Raw genomic sequence first — 20,664 nt, forward strand, 5'->3', positions numbered from 1 at the left:
CTCAGGCACAGGTCTCGTTGAGGGCGGGCAGCACTTCGGGCGGCACGATCGCGCTGCCCATCGCCTGGCTCAGCATCCAGTTCGTGCGGCTCTCGATGCGCTTGCCGGACACCAGGCCCGCGCCGGTGAGCGCGGCCAGCCGCGCCTCGTGTTCCTCGTGGACGCCGCAGGTGATGCGCACGCCGCGGCGCATCGCCTGCGCCAGCGGCAGCGGCGCCAGGTTCTGCATTTCGGCCGCGAACGCCGGGCCGACGGCGAAGCCCAGCACGTCGCCGGGCAGCGCCGGCTCCACGACGCGGCCCTGGCGGAGCAGCCGCTCCCAGGGGAGGTGGTACTCGTGCTCGAGTTCCTGACGATGCGAGGCGAAGAGGCGTTGGACGTAGTCCGGCCCATCCAGCACCGGCTCCCAGAGCACCAGGTGCGCCGGCGGATCGGGCATGCGCGCCGCCGCCTTCAGCGCCGCGTGGCAGGCCAGCCCCATGCCGAACCAGTGCACGGCGGCGCCGATCTCCTCGACGAGCACGCGGTGTGCCGCCTCGATGTCGTGCGACCAGTCGGCCAGGGTCTGGTCCGCTTCCTCGCCGGGCGAGTCGCCCGTGCCGTGATAGTCGAAGGTGAGCACCGTGCTGCCTTCGCGCGCCAGCCGGTCGGCCACCACGCGGTACATCGAGGCCGTCCGCGTGCCCTCCTGGCCGAACGGACGGCACAGCAGGAAACTCGCGCGCGGCCGCGCGCCGGGCCGGCCGCGCGAGAGCAGGCCCACCATCTGCCGCGCGGATGTGCCGAAGCGTCTGACTTCCAGGCTCACGCGCGCGACACCAGGCGGCGGATGCGCGTCAGCATGCCGCCGCGCTCGGGCTCCGAGTTGGCCGCTGGGGGCGGCGTCTCGACCACGGGGCGAGTGGGGTCGGGCGTCACGTCGTCATAGGCCGCCGCGAGTTGTCCCAGCGTCTCGAACACGAAGCGCCGCGGCGAGACGCGCCGGCCGCCGAGGCGTTCCTCGAGGCGCTGCGATACCTGCATGGCCGTCAGCGAGGTGCCGCCGAGCTCGAAGAAGTTGTCGTGCAGCCCGACGTCGTTCAGGCCGAGCACGTCCTGCCAGACCTCCACCAGCGCGGCCTGCGTCGGCGTGAGCGGCGTCGCCGGGCCGTCCGCCTTGGCGCGGCGCCGGATCAGCAGCGCGCCGGCGTCGACCTGGCCATTCGCGAGCCTAGGCAGCGGGCCGGGATGGATGCGAACGCTGGTCAAGCCGGCGAGCAGCGGCGCGACGGCCTTCTCCCAGTGCGCTTCGTCGTCCGGCGCGCCGGACGAGGGCTCGATGCCGACGATCAGGCAACGGTGCAGCACCGGGTCGTCACGTGTCGCCACGGCCGCCGCGGCGACGCCGGGCAGGGCCTCGATCGCGGCGACGAGCCGGGCGGTGTCGATGCGGCGGCCTTCCACGTAGGCCACCGGCTCGACCTCGCCGAGGTACTGAAGTTTTCCGTCGGCACGCCAGCGCGCCAGCGACCCGGTGTTCGATGCGGCGCCCGGCAGGCTCACGCGCAGCGGCGCGGCCACGGTGACGGGCACCGTCCGGTCGGCGTCGTCGCGAACGTCCAGGGCGCTGGCGATCAGCGGGCGGCCGAACACCATGCAGTCGCGTTCGTCGGCCACCAGCGCGGCCGCCAGCGGCAGCCCGAGGGCATGGGGGCGGTAGGTCGACAGCAGCGTGCAGCCCTTGGCCAGCAACTGCCCGGCGAGGTCGGCACCGAGTTCGGTGACGTCGACCATCGCCACCAGCTCGAGCGGCCGCGCGCCGATGCCGGCCAGAACGCTGCGCCAGGTGGTGCCGCTGGCGTGCATCCAGGCGATGCGTTCGTCGGCCAGCGTTCCGGCCAGCCGTGCGGGGTCGGCTGGCAGCCCGCTCGGGGCCACGTAGGTCTCGGCGCCGGCGGCGAGGGCCATGACGACGGTGAACAGGCGTTGCGCCGGCTCGTCGTCGATGAAGCACAGCGCGCGGTCGCCGGCCAGCAGCGTGACTTGCGCCGCCAGCGATGCCGTGAGTTCGGCGAACTGGCTGCGGCCGATGGCGCACAGGCTGGCGCCGCCCGATGCGGCATCGCGGGTCACGCTCCAGCTTTGGCCGTCGGGCTGGTCACTCAGCACCAGCACGGGCTCGGCGGCCGCGACCTGGAAGGCCGACCCGCCGGCCGAGACCGACAACCCATGCTGCCAGGCCGCCAACGCGGCAGCGGTGTGTTCGACCACGTCGTCGATGCGCAGGCGCAGCGCGCCGCTCGTCGGCGCCTCGGCGTCGCGCAGGCGCTGCGCCATGGCTTGCACGCGGCGGGCGAGCTCGGCGCGCGTCACGATCGACTTGCCGATGCGGATGGCGGCCTGGTCCGGCGCCGATCGCGCCAGTTCTTCGATGCGCGCGAGGAAGTCGGCCCCCGCCTGCGGCTGGCGCGCGCCGGCCGTCCAGCGCTGCACCTGCTGCGCATCGGTGTCGCTTGCCGCCAGCAGGCTGGCGACGCTCTGCTCCGGACGTGCCGCGGTCGAGCGCAGCAGCGCGAGGAAGCGCGCAGCCAGCCGGTCGGCGGTTTCGGGCAGGAACAGGTCGGCGTTGTACTGCAGGCCTGCTTCGATGCCGTGGTCGAGTTCGACCATCCAGAGGTTGAGATCCTCGGTGGTGCCGCGATGCGGCAGCGGAATACGCTCGTGCGACAGGTTGCCCCAGCGCGTCTGGCGCGCGCGCGCGTCCTGGTACGAGAACATCGCCTGGTACAGCACTGGCGCGGTTCCGCCTTGCGCGGCCTCCAACTCGGCGGCCAGCAGCTCGAAGGGCGCCTCCTGGCTGGCGTAGGCCGCGACCATCGTGCCGTGCACGCTGCGGATCCAGTCCAGCACCGACGCCGAGGTGTCGACGCGGAAGCGCACCGGCAGCATGTTGTTGAAGAAGCCCATCACCGCGTCGAGCTCCGGCGTGCCGCGGCCGCGCACCGGCAGCCCGATGGCCGGCGTGGGCTCGCGCAGCCACTGCGACATCATCGCGCCGTAGACCGCGAGGATGACGATGCTGGTGGTCGTGCCCGCGCGCTTGGCCAGCGCCCGCAGTTCCTCGAGCTGCGAACGCTCGACGTCCAGCCGCGACGTGCCGCCGACGTGCTCGACGGCGGCCACGCGGGGGAAGTCGCCGGCCGGCAGCTTCAGCGTGCCGCCCGAGGCGAACTGCCTCTTCCAGTACTCGATCTGGTCGCGCAGCTCCTGGCTCTTCAGCCAGTCCTGGTGCCACTGCGCGTAGTCGCCGTAGGTCACGGCCAGCGGCGGCAGCGACGGCTGCTGCCCCGTGCGATAGGCCTCGTAGAGCGCCGCGATCTCCGCGTAGAGCACGTCGAACGACCACCCGTCCCAGACGATGTGGTGGGTCATGAAGAACAGCACGTGGTCGTCGTCGGCGAGCTTGAACAGCGTCGCCTTGAACAGCGGCGCCCGGCCGAGCTCGAAGGTCTCGTCGACCATCGCCGAGAGCGTGTCGTTCAGGCGCGCGTCGCGCTGCGCCGGTGCCTCGCCGCTGAGGTCGACGAGCGGCAGCACGTAGCCGTCGTCCGGCTCGTGGATGCGCTGGACGACACCGCTGTCCGTGCGCTCGATCGAAGTCCGCAGGCTCGCCTGCCGGCGGATCATCTCGACGAAGGCACGCCGGAAGGCCTGCAGGTCCATCAGCCCGCGCAGCCGATGGCCGGAGGGCGCGTTGTACGCGGTGCGCCCCGGATGCATCTCCTCGACGAAGCGGATGCGCTCCTGCATCACGGTCAGGGGCGCCTCGGTCTGGTCGGCGCGATGGACGATGGGGGCGCGCACCGGCTGGCTGGCGGCGCCGCTGCCGGAATCCAGCGCGGCCGCCAGCCGGGCCGGCGTCGGCGACTCGAAGATCGTGCGCAGGCCGGGGCGATGGCCGACCACGTCCTTCAGCGCCGTGGCGAGCTTGGCGGCCAGCAGCGAGTGGCCGCCGAGTTCGAAGAAGTTCTGGTTCGGCCCGACCATGCCGCAGCCGAGCACCTTGCCCATCAGTTCGCCGATTCGGCGGGTCAGTCCGGTGGCTTCGGCCGCGCCGTCGGCGGCGCCCGCGGCGGCCGTGGCCACCGGCGGCTCGGGGCGGATCGCCGGCGCGGGCAGCGCCTTGCGGTCGATCTTGCCGTTGGGCAGCAGCGGCAGCGCCGCCAGCGCGAGCACGGTGCGCGGCAGCATGTAGTCGGGCAGGGTGCTGCGCAGGCCGTCGCGGATCGTGTTGGTGTCCAGCGCCACGCCGGCGCGCGGCACCACGTAGCCGATCAGCGCGAGGTCGCCGGGCGCCACCTCGCGTGCGACGACCACCGCGCGCGCCACGCCGTCGGCCTGCTCCAGCCGGGCCTCGATCTCGCCGAGTTCGATGCGGTAGCCGCGCAGCTTGACCTGGAAGTCCAGGCGACCGAGGTGTTCGAGCGTGCCGTCCTCGCGCCAGCGCCCCAGGTCGCCGGTGCGGTAGGCGAGCGTGCCGGCGCGCGGGCCGAAGGGCAGGCGCACGAAGCGGTCGGCCGTCAGCTCCGGCCGCTTGAAGTAGCCGAGCGCGACGCCGTCGCCGCCGATGCAGATCTCGCCCTCGGCGCCGACGTCCAGCGGCTGGAGCTGCTCGTCGAGGATCCAGACCTGGGTGTTGTCGATCGGGCGGCCGATGGTGATCTTCTGCGCGGCGTCGCCGATGCGCGCCAGCGTGGACCAGACCGTGGTTTCGGTCGGGCCGTAGAGGTTCCACAGTTCGAGGCCCTGCGCCAGCAGCGCGGCGGCCAGCGCCGGCGGTAGCGGCTCGCCGCCGCACAGCGCGCGGAAGCCCGGCGCCGCGCGCCAGCCGGCGTCGAGCAGCAGGTGCCAGGTGGTCGGCGTGGCCTGCATGACGTTGACGCGGTGCTCGGCGATGAGCGCCGCCAGGGCGTCGCCGTCCATCGCGTCGTCGCGGTCGGCCAGCACGACGGTGGCGCCGGTGACCAGCGGCAGCAGCAGCTCGAGCACGGCGATGTCGAAGCTCAGCGTCGTGACGGCCAGCAGCGCGTCGCCGGCGCGCAGGCCGGGTTCGCGGCGCATGCTGGCGAGGAAGTTGCACACCGCGCGCTGCGGCACGGCCACGCCCTTGGGCTTGCCGGTCGAGCCGGAGGTGTAGATGACGTAGGCCGCCGCCTCGCCTTCCGTCAGGCGCGGCAGCGCCATGTCGGGCGCCGTGGCCAGCACGGCGGCATCGTCGTCGATGCGCAACTGCTTCTCGCGCGGCAGGCCGGCGAGCTCCGCGTGCGCGGCCTGCGTGACGACCAGCGGCAGCGCCGCATCCTCGGCCATCATGCGCAGCCGTTCGCGCGGGAAGCCGGGGTCGAGCGGAACGTAGGCGGCGCCGGTCTGCAGCACGCCGAGCAGCGCGGCGACCAGGTCGGTGCCGCGGTCGAGGCACAGGCCCACCAGCGCGCCCGGCCCGATGCCGCGGCTCGCGAGCACCTGGGCGAAGCGGTTGGCGCGCGACTGCAGTTCGCGGTAGCTCAGGCGCGCGCCCTTGGCCGCGACGGCGAGCGCGTCGGGCGTGGCGAGCGCCTGCCGCTGCACCCAGTGCTCGACGCGCGCGTTCGGCTCCAGCGGCCGGTCGGTGGCATTCCACTGCAGCAGGCGCGGGTCCAGCGTCGCCACGGCGGCGGTGGCCGGCGCGGCGGCGATGGGCAGGGCGGCGGCGATGGGCAGGGCGGCGGGCAGGGCGGCCGGCGCGGCTTCGTCCAGGCAGGCGGCCAGCAGGTCTTCGGTGGCCGCGGCGATGCGCTCGGGGCTGAAGTACTCGGTGCTGTAGTGCACGTCGAGCGTGATGGCGTCGTGCTGCTCGTAGAAGTTGAAGAACACCTCGCCGAGCAGGCCGCGCTTGCGCCCTTCGTGCATCGCCGCCTGCAGCGGCGCCCAGCCGCTCAGATCGACCTTGGGATTGAGGTTGAAGAACACGCCGGTGAGCGGCGGGCGGTTGCCCTCGGCGCGAATGCCCAGCGCGCGCGCGGCGGTGCCCTGCGTCATCAGCGGGTATTCCATCGCATCCATCAGCGCGTTCTTGACGCGTGCCAGCACCGTGCCACGGGCCTCGCCGCTCGCGCAGCGCAGGCGCAGCGGCAGGTCGAGCACGCCGTCCGCGAGCAACGGGCCCTGCCGCATCAGGTTCTGCGCCGCGTAGGGGATGCTGACCACGAAGTCGTCATGTCCGCTGCGTCGCTGCAGCATCACGGCCACGGCCGTCAGCAACCACTGGAACAGCGTCGCACCCTGCGCGCGCGCGCTGGCGCGCAGCCGGGCCAGGTGCTCGCCGTCGATGCGGGCGCGCACCGTGTCGGCGTCGAAGCGCCGCGTGGCCGGCGGCGTCCGGTCGCCCAGCACCAGCGGGGCGGGGGGATTCTTCAGCACGCCGCCCCAGTACGCCAGCGCGGCCTGGCCGTCGGCGCCGCCGAAAAGGCGCGTCACCTCCTGCGCGAAGCGCACCGGCGACTCGGCCGGCTTGAACGCCGGCAGCGCGCCGCCGCTGCGCGCGCGATAGGCCGCCGCCAGCTCCGCGTTGAAGACGCTGGAGGCCCAGCCGTCGAAGATCAGGTGGCTGGCCACCATGTGCACCACCACGCGCCCGTCGCTCAGGTGCAGCAGGCTGACGGCGGCCAGCGGCGCGCGGCCGAGGGTGAACTCGCGCTCGCCGGCGCGGCAGCAGAACTCGTCGAGCGCGGCGTCGGCATCGGGCTGCGCGCGCAGGTCCACCTCCGCGATGGCCGGCGCGGCCGCCGGGCCCACGGTCTGGACCGGTTCCTCGTCGCTGAAGGTCAGGCGCAGGGCCGGATGGCGCGCGAGCACGTCGGCCAGGGCCGCCTTCAGCGCCGCCAGGTCCACGCCGCCGCGCAGGCTCACGCAGAACGATTCGTTGAGCGCGCGCAGCGCGTTGCCGTCGAAGCTGGCGGCCAGCCAGCGCTCGGTCTGCCCGGGCGCGAGCGTGCCCGAGGCGGGCTCGCCCTGAGGGTCTTCGGGCCGCTTGGGCGTGCCCGGGCCGCCCGGCCGGGGCGTGATGAAGCCCAGCGCCATCAGCTCGTCGAGCGCGTTGGTGAAGACCGTGAAGATGCGGTCCAGCTCGGCCTCGCCCATCGCCTCGGTGACGAAGTGGCCGAACTGCTCGTACAGGTGCAGGCCGTGGAAGCGCACCAGGTAGTAGAAGAGGCTGACGTATTTCTGGTCGTCGTCCCAGGCCAGGCGCCACAGCGAGGCGCAGTGCACCGCCTTGACCGGCGCGCCGCGCGCCGCGAAGGCGGTGTTCAGGCGGTCGATGAAGCGCTGCGTGCGCTCGTTCAGGCTGCGGTACAGCTCGCGGCCGCCGCGCTTGAGGTGCAGCAGCGAGGCGTGCGCCGCGGCCAGGGCGAGCGGGTGCCGCACGAAGGTGCCGGCGAAATAGGTGACACCGGCTTCCGGGTACGAGTCGTCGCCGTACTGCCAGTGGCCGCCGTCGAGCGCATCGAGCCACTTCGAGGCGCCGCCGATCGCCGCGAAGGGCAGGCCGCCGCCGATGATCTTGCCGTAGGTGGCGATGTCGGCGCGCACGCCGTAGAACTCCTGCGCGCCGCCGGGCGCGACGCGGAAGCCCGTCACCACCTCGTCGAAGATCAGCGCGCAGCCCGCCTCGTCGGCGATCTGGCGCAGCGACTCGACGAACTCGCGCGGCTGGAGGGTCGGGTACTTGTTCTGGATCGGCTCGGTCATGATCGCCGCCAGCTCGCGGCCGCGCTCGCGCAGCACGCGCAGCGACTCCTCGCTGTTCCAGTCGAGCACCAGCACGTTCTCGACCGCGTTGGCGAGGATGCCGGGCGCGGCCGACAGCGAGCGGAGCTGCCTGGTGCCGCGCACGATCACCTCGTCGAAGATGCCGTGGTACGAGTTGGTGAAGATCGCGATGGTCTTGCGGCCCGTCACCGTGCGCGCGATGCGCATCGCGCCCATCACCGCCTCCGAGCCGGTGTTGCAGAACGCCACGCGCTCCATGCCGGTGAACTCGGAGATCAGGCGCGCCACGTCGGCGGCCAGCGGGTGCTGCGGGCCGACCTCGATGCCGGCCTGGAGCTGCGCCACCATCGCGTCGACGATCTCGTCGGGCTGGTAGCCCAGCAGGTTGGCGCCGAAGCACGACAGCAGGTCGATGTACTCGTTGCCGTCCAGGTCCCACAGGCGCGCGCCCTTGGACTTGTCGACCACGATCGGGTAGACGAGGTCCTTCCACTGCGGGTTGAAGCCGGTGACGACGCGCGGGTCGGCCATCACCTTGCGGTTGTCCTGGCTGAAGGCCTTGGACTTGCCGGTGCGCGCGTTGTAGCGGGCGATGAAGTCGGCCAGCCACTTCGACTGCGCCGGCGTCATGTCGGTCTTGCGCTCGAGCGTGATGCGCGCGGAGGCGCCGAAGGGCTTTTCCACCAGCGCCTTGGACGAGGGCTCGGCCGCCGCCGCGGGCTCGACCGGCGCCGGCGTGGCCGCAGCGGCCGGGGTGGCTGCAGGGGCCGCCACGGCGGCAGCGGCGGGCGCCGGCAGCGCCACGCCGGCCGGCTGGGCCGCCGCCGCGCCGCCGAGCAGCGCGAGCTGCTGCGACATGAGCTGCAACTGCTGCGCGAGCAGCGCCTGCACGCCGCTGACCGCGCCGGGCGGCAGCGCGGCCAGCGTGGCCACGGGCGCCGCCGCCAGCGGCAGCGCCGCCGGCACGGCCGCCGGCTGCGCGGCAGCCGCGGGCGCATCGACCGGCGCGGCCGCCGGCGCCGCCACCGGTGCGGGCGCCGGCGCGAACTTGCCGGCCGGCAGCTCGGTGTCGAGCTGGCGTGCCAGCTTGCCGATGCTGTCGAGGTCTTCGAGCAGGCGGCGGAAGCGCATCTTGACGCCGAACACGCGCTCGATCTCGAGCGTGGCCTGGGTCAGCGACAGCGAATCGAGGCCGAGGTCCAGGAAGGTGGCGTCCGCGTTCAGCTCGGCCGAGGGCAGGCCGGAGACGTTGCTCATCAGTTCGACAAGCTCGCGCTCGATGTTGGGAATGCGACTCATGGTGGGAACGGCTTCGATGGAATTCGTGACGCCGGCACGCGCCGGGACGGCGGCCGGCGCGGTGCCGGCCTTGCGCTTGAACCAGTATTCCTGGCCGGCGAACGGATAGGTGGGCAGCGTGGCGCGCGGCGCGCCGGCCGGCACCGGCCAGTGCAGTTCGACGCCCGCGCTCCAGGCGGCGCCCAGCCCTTGCAGCGCCTGCGAGGCCGGCTCGCCCGGCGCGTTGGCGGGGCCCAGCAGCGGCACGATGCGCGGCACCTTGCCGTCGCCGGTGCGGTGCTGGCGCAGCAGCGCGCTGAGCGCCTGGCCGGGGCCGACCTCGATGAAGACGGTGTCGCCGCCGCGCGCCAGCTCGGCCTGCACCGCGCGGCTGAACTGCACCGCGGCGCGCACCTGGCGCGCCCAGTACGATGGGGCGCGGGCTTCGTCGGCCGTCAGCGGCGTGCCGCTGACGCAGGAGTACACCGGCACCTTCGGCGCGGCCAGCGCGACGCCGGCCAGCGCGCGCTCGATGGCCGGCAGGGCGCCTTCCATCGACGCGCTGTGGAAGGCGTGCGAGACCTTCAGCGCCGTGGTGCCGATCTCGCGCGCCTCGAGCGCGGCGGCGAACTCGCGCAGCGCGTCGGCCGGGCCGGCCACCACGGTCAGCGCCGGCGCGTTGCAGCCGGCGATCTCCACGCCGGGTGGCAGCAGCGCCTGCACGCTGGCGGCATCGGTGCGCACCGCGAGCATCGCGCCGCGCGGTTGATCGAACATCGCCTGGCCGCGCGCGACGACGGCGCGCACCGCGTCGGCCAGCGTGAACACGCCGGCGCGGCAGGCGGCGGCGTACTCGCCGATGCTGTGGCCGATCATCGCGTCGGGCGCGACGCCCAGGCTCTCCAGCCAGGCGGCCAGCGCGTAGCAGACGCTGAACAGCGCCGGCTGGGCGTGGCGCGTCTCGGCCAGCAGTTCGCCGACGGCGGCGTCACCCGGTTCGGCGTCGACCAGCCAGGCACGCCAGTCGGCATCGCCGTGGCGCGCCAGTTCGGCGAGGCAGTCGTCGAAGGCGGCGCGGAAGGCCGGCACCTCGTGGTACAGGCCGCGCACCATGCCCGCGTGCTGCGAGCCCTGGCCGGGGAACAGGAAGACCACGCGCGGCCGTTGCGCGGCCTGCGTCGTGGACTTGGCCGCGCGCAGCGCCGCGACGGCCTGCGCGGTGTCGCGCGCCACCACGGTGAGCCGGTGCGCCATAGTCTGGCGCGCACGCGCCAGCGTGGCCAGCACCTGCGGCAGCGGCAGCTCGGGATGCGCCTCGAGGTGATCGGCCAGCGCGGCGGCGCGGCGCAGCGCCGCCTCGGCGCTGCGCGCCGACAGCGGCAGCAGCCAGGCGCCGTCGCCGCCCGCCTCGGCGGGCGCGGCCTGCGGCGCGGGCGCTTCTTCGATGACCACGTGCGCGTTGGTGCCGCCCACGCCGAAGGAGCTGACCGCGGCGCGGCGCTTGTCGGCGCCGCGCGGCCACGGCGTGTTGCCGGCCACCGGCACGAAGGGCGTCGCGGCGAAGTCGATCTGCGGGTTGGGCGTGCGGAAGTGCAGCGTCGCCGGGATGACTTCGTGCTCCAGCGACAGCGCCGCCTTGATCAGCCCGAGCACGCCCGCCGCGGCGACGGTGTGGCCGAGATGGCCCTTGATCGAGCCGAGGCGGCAGAAGCCGCTGTCGGGCGTGTACTCGCGCCAGGCGCGTGTCAGCGCCGCCACCTCGATCGGGTCGCCCAGCGCGGTGCCGGTGCCGTGCGCCTCGACGTAGCCGATGCTGCGCGGATCGAGCCGCGCCTCTTCCAGCGCCATCACGATCGCGCCGGCCTGGCCGCCGACGCTCGGGGCGGTGAAGCTGGCCTTGTCGGCGCCGTCGTTGTTCAGGCCGACGCCGCGGATCACCGCGTGGATGTGGTCGCCGGCGGCCAGCGCGTCTTCGAGGCGCTTGAGCACCACCACCGCGCCGCCGCTGCCGAACACCGTGCCGCTGGCCTCGGCGTCGAAGGGGCGGCAGCGGCCGTCGGCCGACTCCATGCCGCCTTCCACGTGCAGGTAGCCGCCGAACTGCGGCACCACCACGGTGGCGCCACCGGCCAGCGCCACCTCGCACTGGCCGCTGGCCAGCGCCTGGCAGGCCTGCGCCACCGCCACCAGGCCGGTCGAGCAGGCGGTGTGGATGCTCAGCGCCGGGCCGTCGAGATCGAGCCGGTGCGCGATGCGCGTGGCGACGTAGTCCTTCTCGCTGGCCAGCATCGCGGCGAATTCGCCGGCCTGCTGGATCAGCTCGGGCTGCTCGTCGCGCAGCGAGCCGATGTAGCTGTTGTTCGCGGTGCCGGCGTAGACGCCGACGCGGCCCTCGCGGCGCGCCGGGTCGATGCCGGCGTGCTCCAGCGCCGTCCAGCACAGTTCGAGCAGCAGGCGCTGCTGCGGGTCGATCAGCGCCGCCTCGCGCGCCGAGATGCCGAAGAAGCCAGCGTCGAAGCGCCCCGCGTTCTCCAGCACGCCGCGCGCGGCGACGAAGTTGGGCCGCTGGCGCAGCTCGGCGGGCACGGCCGGGTCGATCTCGTCGGGGCCGAAGCGCCGCAGGCTCTCCTTGCCGGCGAGCAGTTGCTGCCAGAGCGCGTCGACGTCGGCCGCGTCGCCGGCGCGCGCGGCCATGCCGACGATGGCGATGCCGCCGCCGCTGTTGCCGCCGTGGCGGCGCGAGGCGCGCTCGCGTGCCGTGCGCGCGCCCTCGCCGCGCAGGCGCGCCGCGATGCCGCGCAGCGTCGGCCGGTCGTACACGTCGGTGACGCTGAGCTGGTCGACGCCCAGCTCGCGCATGCGCGCGATGAAACGCAGCACCAGCAGCGAGCGCGCGCCCAGGTCGAACAGGTTCTGGTCGAGCCCGATGTCGGCGATGCCCAGCAACTGGCTCCACACTTCGCGCGCCGCCACGGCCGGGTCGGCGCTGACGGCGGCCTGCGCCTCGGGTTCGGGCAGCGGCAGGCCGCGCCGGTTGATCTTGCCGCTGGGCGTGGTGGGCAGCGCGTCGAGCACGACGTAGCGCACCGGCACCATGTAGTCGGGCACCTGGCCGCGCAGGTGGTTGCGCATCGCCGCGGGCAGGTCGGCCAGCGGTTCGCGCAGCACGAGGTGCGAGACGAGCTGCCGCCCGGCGCCGGGCACCACCGGCGCGGTGACGACCGCGTCGCGCACCGCCGGGTGGCGCATCAGCGCCAGCTCGATCTCGCCGGGCTCGATGCGGAAGCCGTCCACCTTCACCTGGTCGTCGGCGCGGCCCAGGTAGGTGAGCACGCCGTCGGCGTCGCGGCGCACCAGGTCGCCGGTGACGTACCAGCGGTGGCCGGGCTCGGCCGGATCGCTCTGGAAGCGCTCGGCCGTCAGGTCTTCGCGGCCGAGGTAGCCGTGCGCCAGCGTCTGGCCGCCGAGCAGCAGCTCGCCGGTTTCGCCGCCGTCGCCGGGCTCGGCGTTGACCAGCGCGATGCGCACGTAGGGCAGCGGCGTGCCGATCGGCGGGATCTCCGGCCAGGCTGCCGCGTCGCCGCGCAGTTCGTGCGCCGTGACGACGTGCGATTCGGTCGGGCCGTAGTGGTTGTGCAGTTCGGCCCCGGGCAGGGCGCCGAACAGCGCGCGGATCGCCGGCGTGACCTGCAACTGCTCGCCGGCGCTGACCACCTCGCGCAGCGAGGCGGGCGCCTGCGCACGCGAGGCCTCGGCCAGCATCTGCAGCGCCACGTAGGGCAGGAACAGGCGCTGCACGCCGTGGCGCACGATGGCCGCGTGAAGCTGCGCCGGGTCGCGCCGCTCGGCGTCGGACAGCAGCACCAGCGCGCCGCCGCAGGCGACCGTCGAGAGGATCTCCTGGAAGTGCACGTCGAAGGACAGCGGCGCGAACTGCAGCGTGCGCGCCGGCCGGCCCAGCCGCGGGTGGGCGGCGTGCCAGGCGACCAGGTGGCGCAGCGGCAGCGCGCCCATCGCCACGCCCTTGGGCTGGCCGGTCGAGCCGGAGGTGAAGAGCACGTAGGCGAGGTCGGCCTCGGCCGCATGCACGGCCTGCGCCGGCGCGGGCTGCGCCAGCGTCGGAAAGCCGGGCACGCTGCCGCGCAGTTGTTCGAGCGCGGCGGCGTCGCCGAGCACGGCGCGCGGCCGGCTCGTCTCGAGCATGGCCGCGAGCCGCTCGGCCGGGTAGGACAGGTCCAGCGGCACGTAGCCGACGCCGGCGTCGACGCAGGCGAGGATCGCGACGATGGTCTCGACGCTGCGCGTGGCGGCGATGGCGACGCGGTCGGAAGGCGCGGCGCCGATGTCGCGCAGCCGGGCGCGTTCGGCCTCGACCAGCGCGCGCAACTGCGCGTAGCTGACCGACCGGCCGTCGGCGATGATCGCGGGCTCGCGCGGGTGGGCCTCGGCGGCATGCCGAAGCCAATGGGACAATTCCGGCACTTGCGCGGTTGCGGAAGTGCCGCTGACGGTCGGGGCTCGATCGGCCATCCGGGGTTCCTAGTCGCCGTTTCATGGCGAAGCCGGCCGGCTTCGCGTGTCGTCTGTCCGGCCCGCCGACGAAGCAGTCATCTGCGGTTACCGAAAGCGTTCTGATTATGCTGAGCGGGTATGTGGCTCATGCCCCCCACTCCGGGGGCAAATTGACGATGTTTTTGCGATTTCTCGTACCGCGAAGGGCCCTTGATCGCGGGCCGGCGCGATGAAGCGCACGCTCGCCGACTGGCTGGCCCACTGCGCCGGCATGCATCCCACCGAAATCGACCTGTCGCTCGAGCGCGTGGTCGAGGTCCGTTCGCGCCTGGGCCTGGACTTCAGCACCCCGGTGATCGCCGTCGCCGGCACCAACGGCAAGGGCTCCACCTGCGCGATGCTCGAAGCCATCGCCCTGCAGGCCGGCTACCGCGTCGGGCTGTACGCCAAGCCGCACCTCGTGCACTTCGAGGAGCGCTGCCGCGTCGACGGCCGCATGGTCGATGCGGCGCAACTGCTGCCGCACTTCGAGGCCGTCGAGGCGGCGCGCGGCGAGATCACGCTGAGCATCTTCGAGTTCACCACGCTGGCGATCGCGCGGCTGCTGGCGCACCAGCCGCTCGACCTCGTGATCCTCGAAGTGGGCCTGGGCGGGCGCTTCGACGCGGTCAACGCCTTCGACGCCGACTGCGCGGTGATTACCAGCATCGACGTCGACCACGTCGAGTTCCTCGGCCCGGACCGCGAATCCATAGGGCGCGAGAAGGCCGGCATCATGCGCGCCGGCAGGCCGGCGATCGTCAGCGACCCGGCGCCGCCGCGCAGCGTGATCGACGAGGCCGCGCGCATCGGCGCCGAGTTGCGCCTGCTCGGGCGCGATTTCAGCATCGGCGGCGACCGCCAGCAGTGGAACTGGGCCGGCCGCGAGCGGCGCTACAACGGCCTGGCCTACCCGGCGCTGCGCGGCGCCAACCAGTTGCTCAACGCCGCCGGCGCGCTGGCCGCCTTCGAGGCGCTGCGCGAGCGGCTGCCGATCACCGCGCAGGCGGTGCGCACCGGCCTGGCGCTGGTCGAACTGCCGGGGCGCTTCCAGATCGTCGCCGGCCAGCCGGCGCTGGTGCTCGACGTCGCGCACAACCCGCATTCGGTCGCGGCGCTGGCCGAGAACCTCGACCAGATGGGCTTCTACCCGCGCACGCACGCGGTGTTCGGCGCGATGCGCGACAAGGACGTGGCGGCGATCCTCGCCAGGATGGCGCCGCTGGTCGACGCCTGGCACTTCACCGACCTGCCGATCGCGCGCGCGGCGCGCGCCGACGAACTGGCGCAACTGCATGCCTCGCTGGGCTGCAAGGGGCCGGGGCCGGTGGACGTGCGGCGCCACGAGTCGCCCGCGCAGGCCCTGGCCGCCTGCGTCGCGGCGGCGGACCCCGCTGATAGAATCGTCGTCTTCGGATCGTTCTACACCGTCGGCGGTGTGCTGAAGGATGGCCTGCCCCGCCTCGGCGCGCGGCACGTCGGCTGAGCAGCGCGCCGCCCGACGCACCGCATGGGTCTGCTGTCGTTCTTCCGGCGCCGCACGAACGCTGCCGACACCCCCCCGAGGTCGCTGGACCCCGCCGACGCCGTCACGGCGGCGCGCACACGCGCCCGGCGCCGCCTCGTGGGCGCGCTGGTGCTGGTGATCGCCGGCGTGATCGGCTTCCCGCTGGTGTTCGAGAGCCAGCCGCGTCCGCTGCCGGTGGACATTCCGATCGAAATCCCGCGCAAGGACGGCGCGCCCGCGCTGGCGATGCCGCCGGCGCGCGTGGCCACGGGCAAGGTGGAGCAGCCGCCGCGCGAGGAAACGCCGCCGCCGATCGAGGAAAAGCCGGCCGAGAAACCGGCGGAGAAACCTGCCGAGAAGCCGACCGAGAAGTCGGCCGAAAAAGCCGCCGAGAAACCCACCGAGAAGCCCGAGCCGAAGAAACCCACGGCCGCTGCCGACGCTGCCCGCGCCAAGGCGCTGCTCGAAGGCAAGGCCGAAGCCAAGGCGGACGTGAAGCCGGCCGCCGCCAAACCCGCCGCAGCCAAGCCCGAGCCCGCGCGCGAGGGCGGCCGCTTCGTCGTGCAGGCCGGCGCCTTCGCCGACGCCGCCGCGGCGCGCGAGATGCGCGCCAAGCTCGACAAGCTCGGCCTGAAGAGCTACACGCAGGTGGTCGAGACCTCGTCGGGCAGCCGCACGCGCGTGCGCGCCGGCCCCTTCGCCACGCGCGACGAGGCCGAGCAGGCGCTCGCCAAGGCCAAGGCCGCCGGCATCGGCGCCGCCGTGGTGCTGACGCTGTGACGCGCTGAAGGCCGCCATGGACTTCGCGCAGATCGGCTGGGTCGACGCGGTGCTGCTGGCCGTGCTGGCGCTGTCGGTGATCGTCGGCCTGGTGCGCGGTTTCGTCTTCGAGCTGCTGTCGCTGGCCGGCTGGGTGGCCGCGTGGTTCGCCGCGCAGTGGTTCGCGCCGCTGGCCGCGCGCTACGTGCCGGTCGGCGAGCCGGGGTCGGCGCTGAACCTGGGCGCGGCGCTGGCCGGGGTGTTCGTGCTGGCGCTGATCGTCTGGGCGATCGTGACGCGGCTGATCCGCTTCGTCATCCACGCCACGCCGCTGAGCCTGCCCGACCGCGCGCTGGGCGCGCTGTTCGGCGCGCTGCGCGGCGTGGTGCTGCTGCTGGCGGCGGCGGCCGTGGTCGGCCTGACGCCGGCGGTCACGTCGCCCGCCTGGCAGCAGTCGCGCGGCGCCGGCGTGCTGGCCGCGCTGCTCGACGGATTGATGCCGCTGCTGCCGCCCCAGGTGGCCGAGCACCTGAAGAGGAGTTGAACCCATGTGTGGCATCGTCGGCGTGATCTCGGGCTCGCCCGTCAACCAGCTCATCTACGACGCGCTGCTGCTGCTGCAGCACCGCGGCCAGGACGCCGCGGGCATCGTCACGATGCAGGGCACCAAGTGCTTCATGCACAAGGCGCGCGGCATGGTGCGCGACGTCTTCCGCACCCGCAACATGCGCGCGCTGCCGGGCAACGTCGGCCTGGGCCAGGTGCGCTACCCGACCGCCGGCAACGCCTACAGCGAGGAGGAGGCGCAGCCCTTCTACGTCAACGCGCCGTTCGGCATCGTGCTGGTGCACAACGGCAACCTGACCAACGCGCACGCGCTCAAGCAGGAGCTGTTCGACGTCGACCGCCGCCACATCAACACCGAGAGCGACACCGAGGTGCTGATCAACGTGCTCGCGCACGAACTGGAGCGCTGCGCGCGCGACCTGCCGCTGACGCCCGAGGCGATCTTCAAGGCGGTCGGCGTGGTGCACAGGCGCCTGAAGGGCTCGTATGCGGTGGTCGCGCTGATCGCCGGCCACGGGCTGCTGGCCTTCCGCGACCCCTTCGGCATCCGCCCGCTGTGCTTCGGCGAAGCCGATTCACACCAGGGCTCGCCAGGCCGTGAGGTGATGGTGGCCAGCGAGTCGGTCGCGCTCGAAGGCACCGGCCACAGGCTGGTGCGCGACGTCGCGCCGGGCGAGGCGATCTTCATCGACCTGCAGGGCCGGCTGCACGCGCGCCAGTGCGCCGAGCAGCCGCGCCTGAACCCCTGCATGTTCGAGTTCGTCTACCTCGCGCGGCCCGATTCGGTGATGGACGGCGTGTCGGTCTACCAGGCGCGCCTGAACATGGGCGAGACGCTGGCGCAGCGGCTGATCTCGACCATGCCGCCGAGCGAGATCGACGTGGTGATCCCGATCCCCGAATCGAGCCGGCCCTCGGCGATGCAGCTCGCGCAGAAGATCGGCAAGCCCTACCGCGAGGGCTTCGTCAAGAACCGCTACGTCGGCCGCACCTTCATCATGCCGGGGCAGGGCATGCGCAAGAAGTCGGTGCGCCAGAAGCTCAACGCGATCGCCAGCGAGTTCAAGGGCCGCAACGTGCTGCTGGTGGACGACTCGATCGTGCGCGGCACCACCTCGAAGGAGATCGTGCAGATGGCGCGCGAGGCCGGCGCGCGCAAGGTCTACATGGCCTCGGCGGCGCCGCCGGTGCGCTTCCCGAACGTCTACGGCATCGACATGCCGACCAAGGACGAGCTGATCGCGCACGACCGCAGCACCGAGGAGATCCGGCAATACATCGGCGCCGACGCGCTGATCTACCAGGACGTGGCGGCGATGAAGAAGGTGGTGGGCACGCTCAACCCGAAGCTCGACGGCTTCGAGGCCTCGTGCTTCGACGGCGTCTACGTCACCGGCGACGTGTCGACGGCCGATTTCGAGGCGCTTGCCGCGCAGCGCAGGAACCAGGGCGGCGAGGAAGACGGCGCCGGCGAGCGCTCGCGCCTGGCGCTGCACAACGCCTCGGAGGCCGGCTGATGAGCGACGGCAAACGCATTCCGCGCATCGAGCTGCCCGAGGGCACGCACCGCGACACGCTGGCCGTGCGCGAAGGCCTGCCGGCCGGCCCCTGGGGCGAGAACAGCGAGGCGCTGTTCCTCACCAGCAGCTTCCGCCAGCCCGACGCGGCGAGCGCCGCGGCGCGCTTCGCCAACGAGGAAGACGCCTTCATCTACTCGCGCTTCACCAACCCGACGGTGATGATGTTCGAGCGCCGCCTCGCGGCGCTGGAAGGCGCGCAGGCCTGCATCGCCACCTCCAGCGGCATGAGCGCGATCCTGCTGCTCGGCATGGGGCTGCTGAAGGCCGGCGACCACGTGGTCTGCTCGCAAAGCGTGTTCGGCTCGACCATCATGCTGTTCGGCCGCGAGTTCGCGAAGTTCGGCGTCGAGACGAGCTTCGTCTCGCAGACCGACCTGGCGCAGTGGCGCGCCGCGATCCGGCCGAACACCCGGCTGCTGTTCGCCGAATCACCCACCAACCCGCTGACCGAGGTGTGCGACATCGCCGCGCTGTCGGCGATCGCGAAGCAGGCAGGCGCCTGGCTGGCGGTGGACAACTGCTTCTGCTCGCCGGCGTTGCAGCGGCCGATGGAATACGGCGCCGATCTCGTCATTCACTCCGGCACCAAGTACCTCGATGGCCAGGGCCGCGTGATCGCCGGGGCGATCTGCGCCAGCGAGGCGCTGGTCAACGGGACCTTCATGCCGGTGATGCGCAGCGCCGGCATGAGTCTGTCGCCCTTCAACGCCTGGGTGGTGCTCAAGGGGCTGGAGACGCTGGCCATCCGCATGGAGGCGCAGAGCCGTCGCGCGCTCGAGCTGGCGCGCTGGCTGGAGGCGCAGCCGCAGGTCGAGCGCGTTTTCTACCCCGGGCTGGAATCGCACCCGCAGCATGCGCTGGCGATGGCGCAGCAGTCGGGCTGCGGCGGCGCAGTGGTGTCCTTCATCGTGCGCGGCCAGGCCGAGGGCGGCCCCGCGCAGGCGCGCGCCAACGCCTTCCACGTGATCGACGGCACGCGCGTGTGCTCGATCACCGCCAACCTCGGCGACACCAAGACCACCATCACCCACCCGGCGAGCACCTCGCACGGACGCCTCAGCGAAGACCAGCGCCAGGCGGCGGGCATCACGCAGGGCATGATCCGCGTGGCCGTCGGCCTGGACGACGTGCGCGACGTGCAGGCCGACCTGCAACGCGGTCTCGCGACGCTGTGAACCCCCGACCCCGATGACCCGCAGAGTCCGCACCCGCATCGCCCCGTCGCCGACGGGCTTCCTCCACCTCGGCACGGCGCGCACCGCGCTGTTCTCCTGGGCCTTCGCGCGCCACCACGGCGGCGACTTCATCCTGCGCATCGAGGACACCGACGTCGCGCGCTCGACGCAGGAGGCGGTCGACCAGATCATCGCGGCGATGAAGTGGCTGCGCCTGGACCACGACGAGGGCCCGTACTACCAGATGCAGCGGCTGGACCGCTACCGGGCGGTGGTCGGGCAGATGCTCGCCGCGGGTACGGCCTACCACTGCTACTGCACGCCCGAGGAGCTGGAAGCGATGCGCGAGGCGCAGCGCGCGCGCGGCGAGAAGCCGCGCTACGACGGCCGCTGGCGCCCCGAGCCGGGCAAGACGCTGCCGCCGGTGCCCGAGGGCGCGAAGCCGGTGGTGCGCTTCCGTAACCCGGTCGACGGCGACGTGACCTGGAACGACATGGTCAAGGGCCCGATCACGATCTCCAACCGCGAGCTCGACGACCTGATCATTTGCCGCCCCGACGGCACGCCGACCTACAACTTCTGCGTCGTGGTCGACGACTGGGACATGCAAATCAGCCACGTGATCCGCGGCGACGACCACGTCAACAACACGCCGCGCCAGATCAACATCCTGCGCGCGCTGGGCGCCGAGCTGCCCGAGTACGGCCACGTGCCGATGATCCTCGGGCCCGACGGCGACAAGCTCTCCAAGCGCCACGGCGCGGTCAGCGTGATGCAGTACGAGCAAGGCGGCTACCTGCCCGACGCGATGGTCAACTACCTCGCGCGGCTGGGCTGGAGCCACGGCGACGACGAGCTGTTCGACCGCGCGCAGCTCGTCGCCTGGTTCGACGGCAGCCACCTCGCGCGCAGCCCGGCGCAGTGGGACGCGGCCAAGCTCAACTGGGTGAACGCCCACGTGATCAAGCACATGCCCGACGCGGAGCTGGCGCCGCTGGTGGCCGCGCAGTTCGCGTCGCGCGGCGTGAGCGTCGCCGCTGATGCGCTGCTGGCGCAGCGCTGCGCGCTTTTCAAGGACCGCTGCGCGACGCTGGTCGAGCTGGCCGACTGGCTGGCGATGTACGTCGTCGACGTGAGCCCGCGCGAGGAGGACGTGGCGCAGCACGTCACCGACGCGGTGCGCCCGGCCTTGCAGACGCTGCGCGACCGCCTGGCGGCGATCGACTGGGACAAGGGCACGATCGCCGCGGCCATCAAGGAAACGCTGGCCGCGCACGCGCTGAAGATGCCGCAACTCGCGCACGCGCTGCGCGTGCTGGTGTGCGGCCGCGTGCAGACGCCCTCGATCGACGCAGTGCTGGCGCTGTTTCCCCGCGAGACGGTGCTGCGCCGATTGCAGGCGGTCTGAAATACGGGCTATACTCGCAGTCTCGCTTGAAACTGCACTGCTGCACCGACG

The 20,664-nt window shown here is 73.0% G+C and carries 8 protein-coding genes; 6 read left to right on the top strand and 2 right to left on the bottom strand.

Annotated elements, in window-relative coordinates:
* Position 1: 1 nt before the first annotated feature.
* Both QM792_RS08670 and QM792_RS08675 read right to left on the bottom strand, forming a co-directional pair.
* Positions 2-808, bottom strand: coding sequence for an alpha/beta fold hydrolase (locus tag QM792_RS08670; RefSeq protein WP_415149226.1), 807 nt, complete (start codon positions 806-808; stop codon positions 2-4).
* Complete coding sequence (locus tag QM792_RS08675; protein ID WP_415149227.1) at positions 805-13,539, bottom strand: amino acid adenylation domain-containing protein; 12,735 nt, start codon at positions 13,537-13,539, stop codon at positions 805-807. The genes QM792_RS08670 and QM792_RS08675 overlap by 4 nt, the downstream gene beginning before the upstream one ends.
* A gap of 268 nt (positions 13,540-13,807) precedes the next feature.
* Here QM792_RS08675 and folC point away from each other — a divergent pair, with 268 nt between their 5' ends.
* Genes folC through gltX form a run of 6 tightly spaced genes read left to right on the top strand, consistent with a single transcriptional unit; the run spans position 13,808 to position 20,613 of the window.
* The gene (folC, locus tag QM792_RS08680) at positions 13,808-15,103 is read left to right on the top strand and encodes a bifunctional tetrahydrofolate synthase/dihydrofolate synthase (protein WP_415149228.1); all 1,296 of its coding nucleotides are present in this window, start codon (positions 13,808-13,810) and stop codon (positions 15,101-15,103) included.
* 24 nt (positions 15,104-15,127) lie between these two features.
* Positions 15,128-15,904, top strand: a complete 777-nt coding sequence (locus QM792_RS08685) for an SPOR domain-containing protein (protein WP_415149230.1) — start codon at positions 15,128-15,130, stop codon at positions 15,902-15,904.
* 16 nt (positions 15,905-15,920) lie between these two features.
* Positions 15,921-16,427 carry a CvpA family protein gene (locus tag QM792_RS08690; protein WP_415149232.1) on the top strand — a complete coding sequence of 169 codons (507 nt, stop codon included), beginning with the start codon at positions 15,921-15,923 and terminating at the stop codon, positions 16,425-16,427.
* A gap of 4 nt (positions 16,428-16,431) precedes the next feature.
* The gene (gene purF, locus QM792_RS08695; protein ID WP_415149233.1) at positions 16,432-17,967 is read left to right on the top strand and encodes an amidophosphoribosyltransferase; all 1,536 of its coding nucleotides are present in this window, start codon (positions 16,432-16,434) and stop codon (positions 17,965-17,967) included.
* Positions 17,967-19,205, top strand: a complete 1,239-nt coding sequence (locus QM792_RS08700; protein ID WP_415149235.1) for an O-succinylhomoserine sulfhydrylase — start codon at positions 17,967-17,969, stop codon at positions 19,203-19,205. Before purF ends, QM792_RS08700 begins: the two co-directional genes overlap by 1 nt.
* A 13-nt stretch (positions 19,206-19,218) precedes the next feature.
* Positions 19,219-20,613, top strand: a complete 1,395-nt coding sequence (gene gltX, locus QM792_RS08705; protein ID WP_415149237.1) for a glutamate--tRNA ligase — start codon at positions 19,219-19,221, stop codon at positions 20,611-20,613.
* The last annotated feature ends 51 nt before the right edge of the window (positions 20,614-20,664 follow it).

This window comes from Piscinibacter sp. (assembly GCF_047600445.1).
Lineage (GTDB): Bacteria > Pseudomonadota > Gammaproteobacteria > Burkholderiales > Burkholderiaceae_C > Piscinibacter.

What these genes read in the sequence shown, in the direction of transcription:
- folC (WP_415149228.1), top strand. Translation starts at nt 13,808, where the DNA reads ATGAAGCGCACGCTCGCCGACTGGCTGGCCCACTGCGCCGGCATGCAT.
- QM792_RS08685 (WP_415149230.1), top strand. Translation starts at nt 15,128, where the DNA reads ATGGGTCTGCTGTCGTTCTTCCGGCGCCGCACGAACGCTGCCGACACC.
- QM792_RS08690 (WP_415149232.1), top strand. Translation starts at nt 15,921, where the DNA reads ATGGACTTCGCGCAGATCGGCTGGGTCGACGCGGTGCTGCTGGCCGTG.
- purF (WP_415149233.1), top strand. Translation starts at nt 16,432, where the DNA reads ATGTGTGGCATCGTCGGCGTGATCTCGGGCTCGCCCGTCAACCAGCTC.
- QM792_RS08700 (WP_415149235.1), top strand. Translation starts at nt 17,967, where the DNA reads ATGAGCGACGGCAAACGCATTCCGCGCATCGAGCTGCCCGAGGGCACG.
- gltX (WP_415149237.1), top strand. Translation starts at nt 19,219, where the DNA reads ATGACCCGCAGAGTCCGCACCCGCATCGCCCCGTCGCCGACGGGCTTC.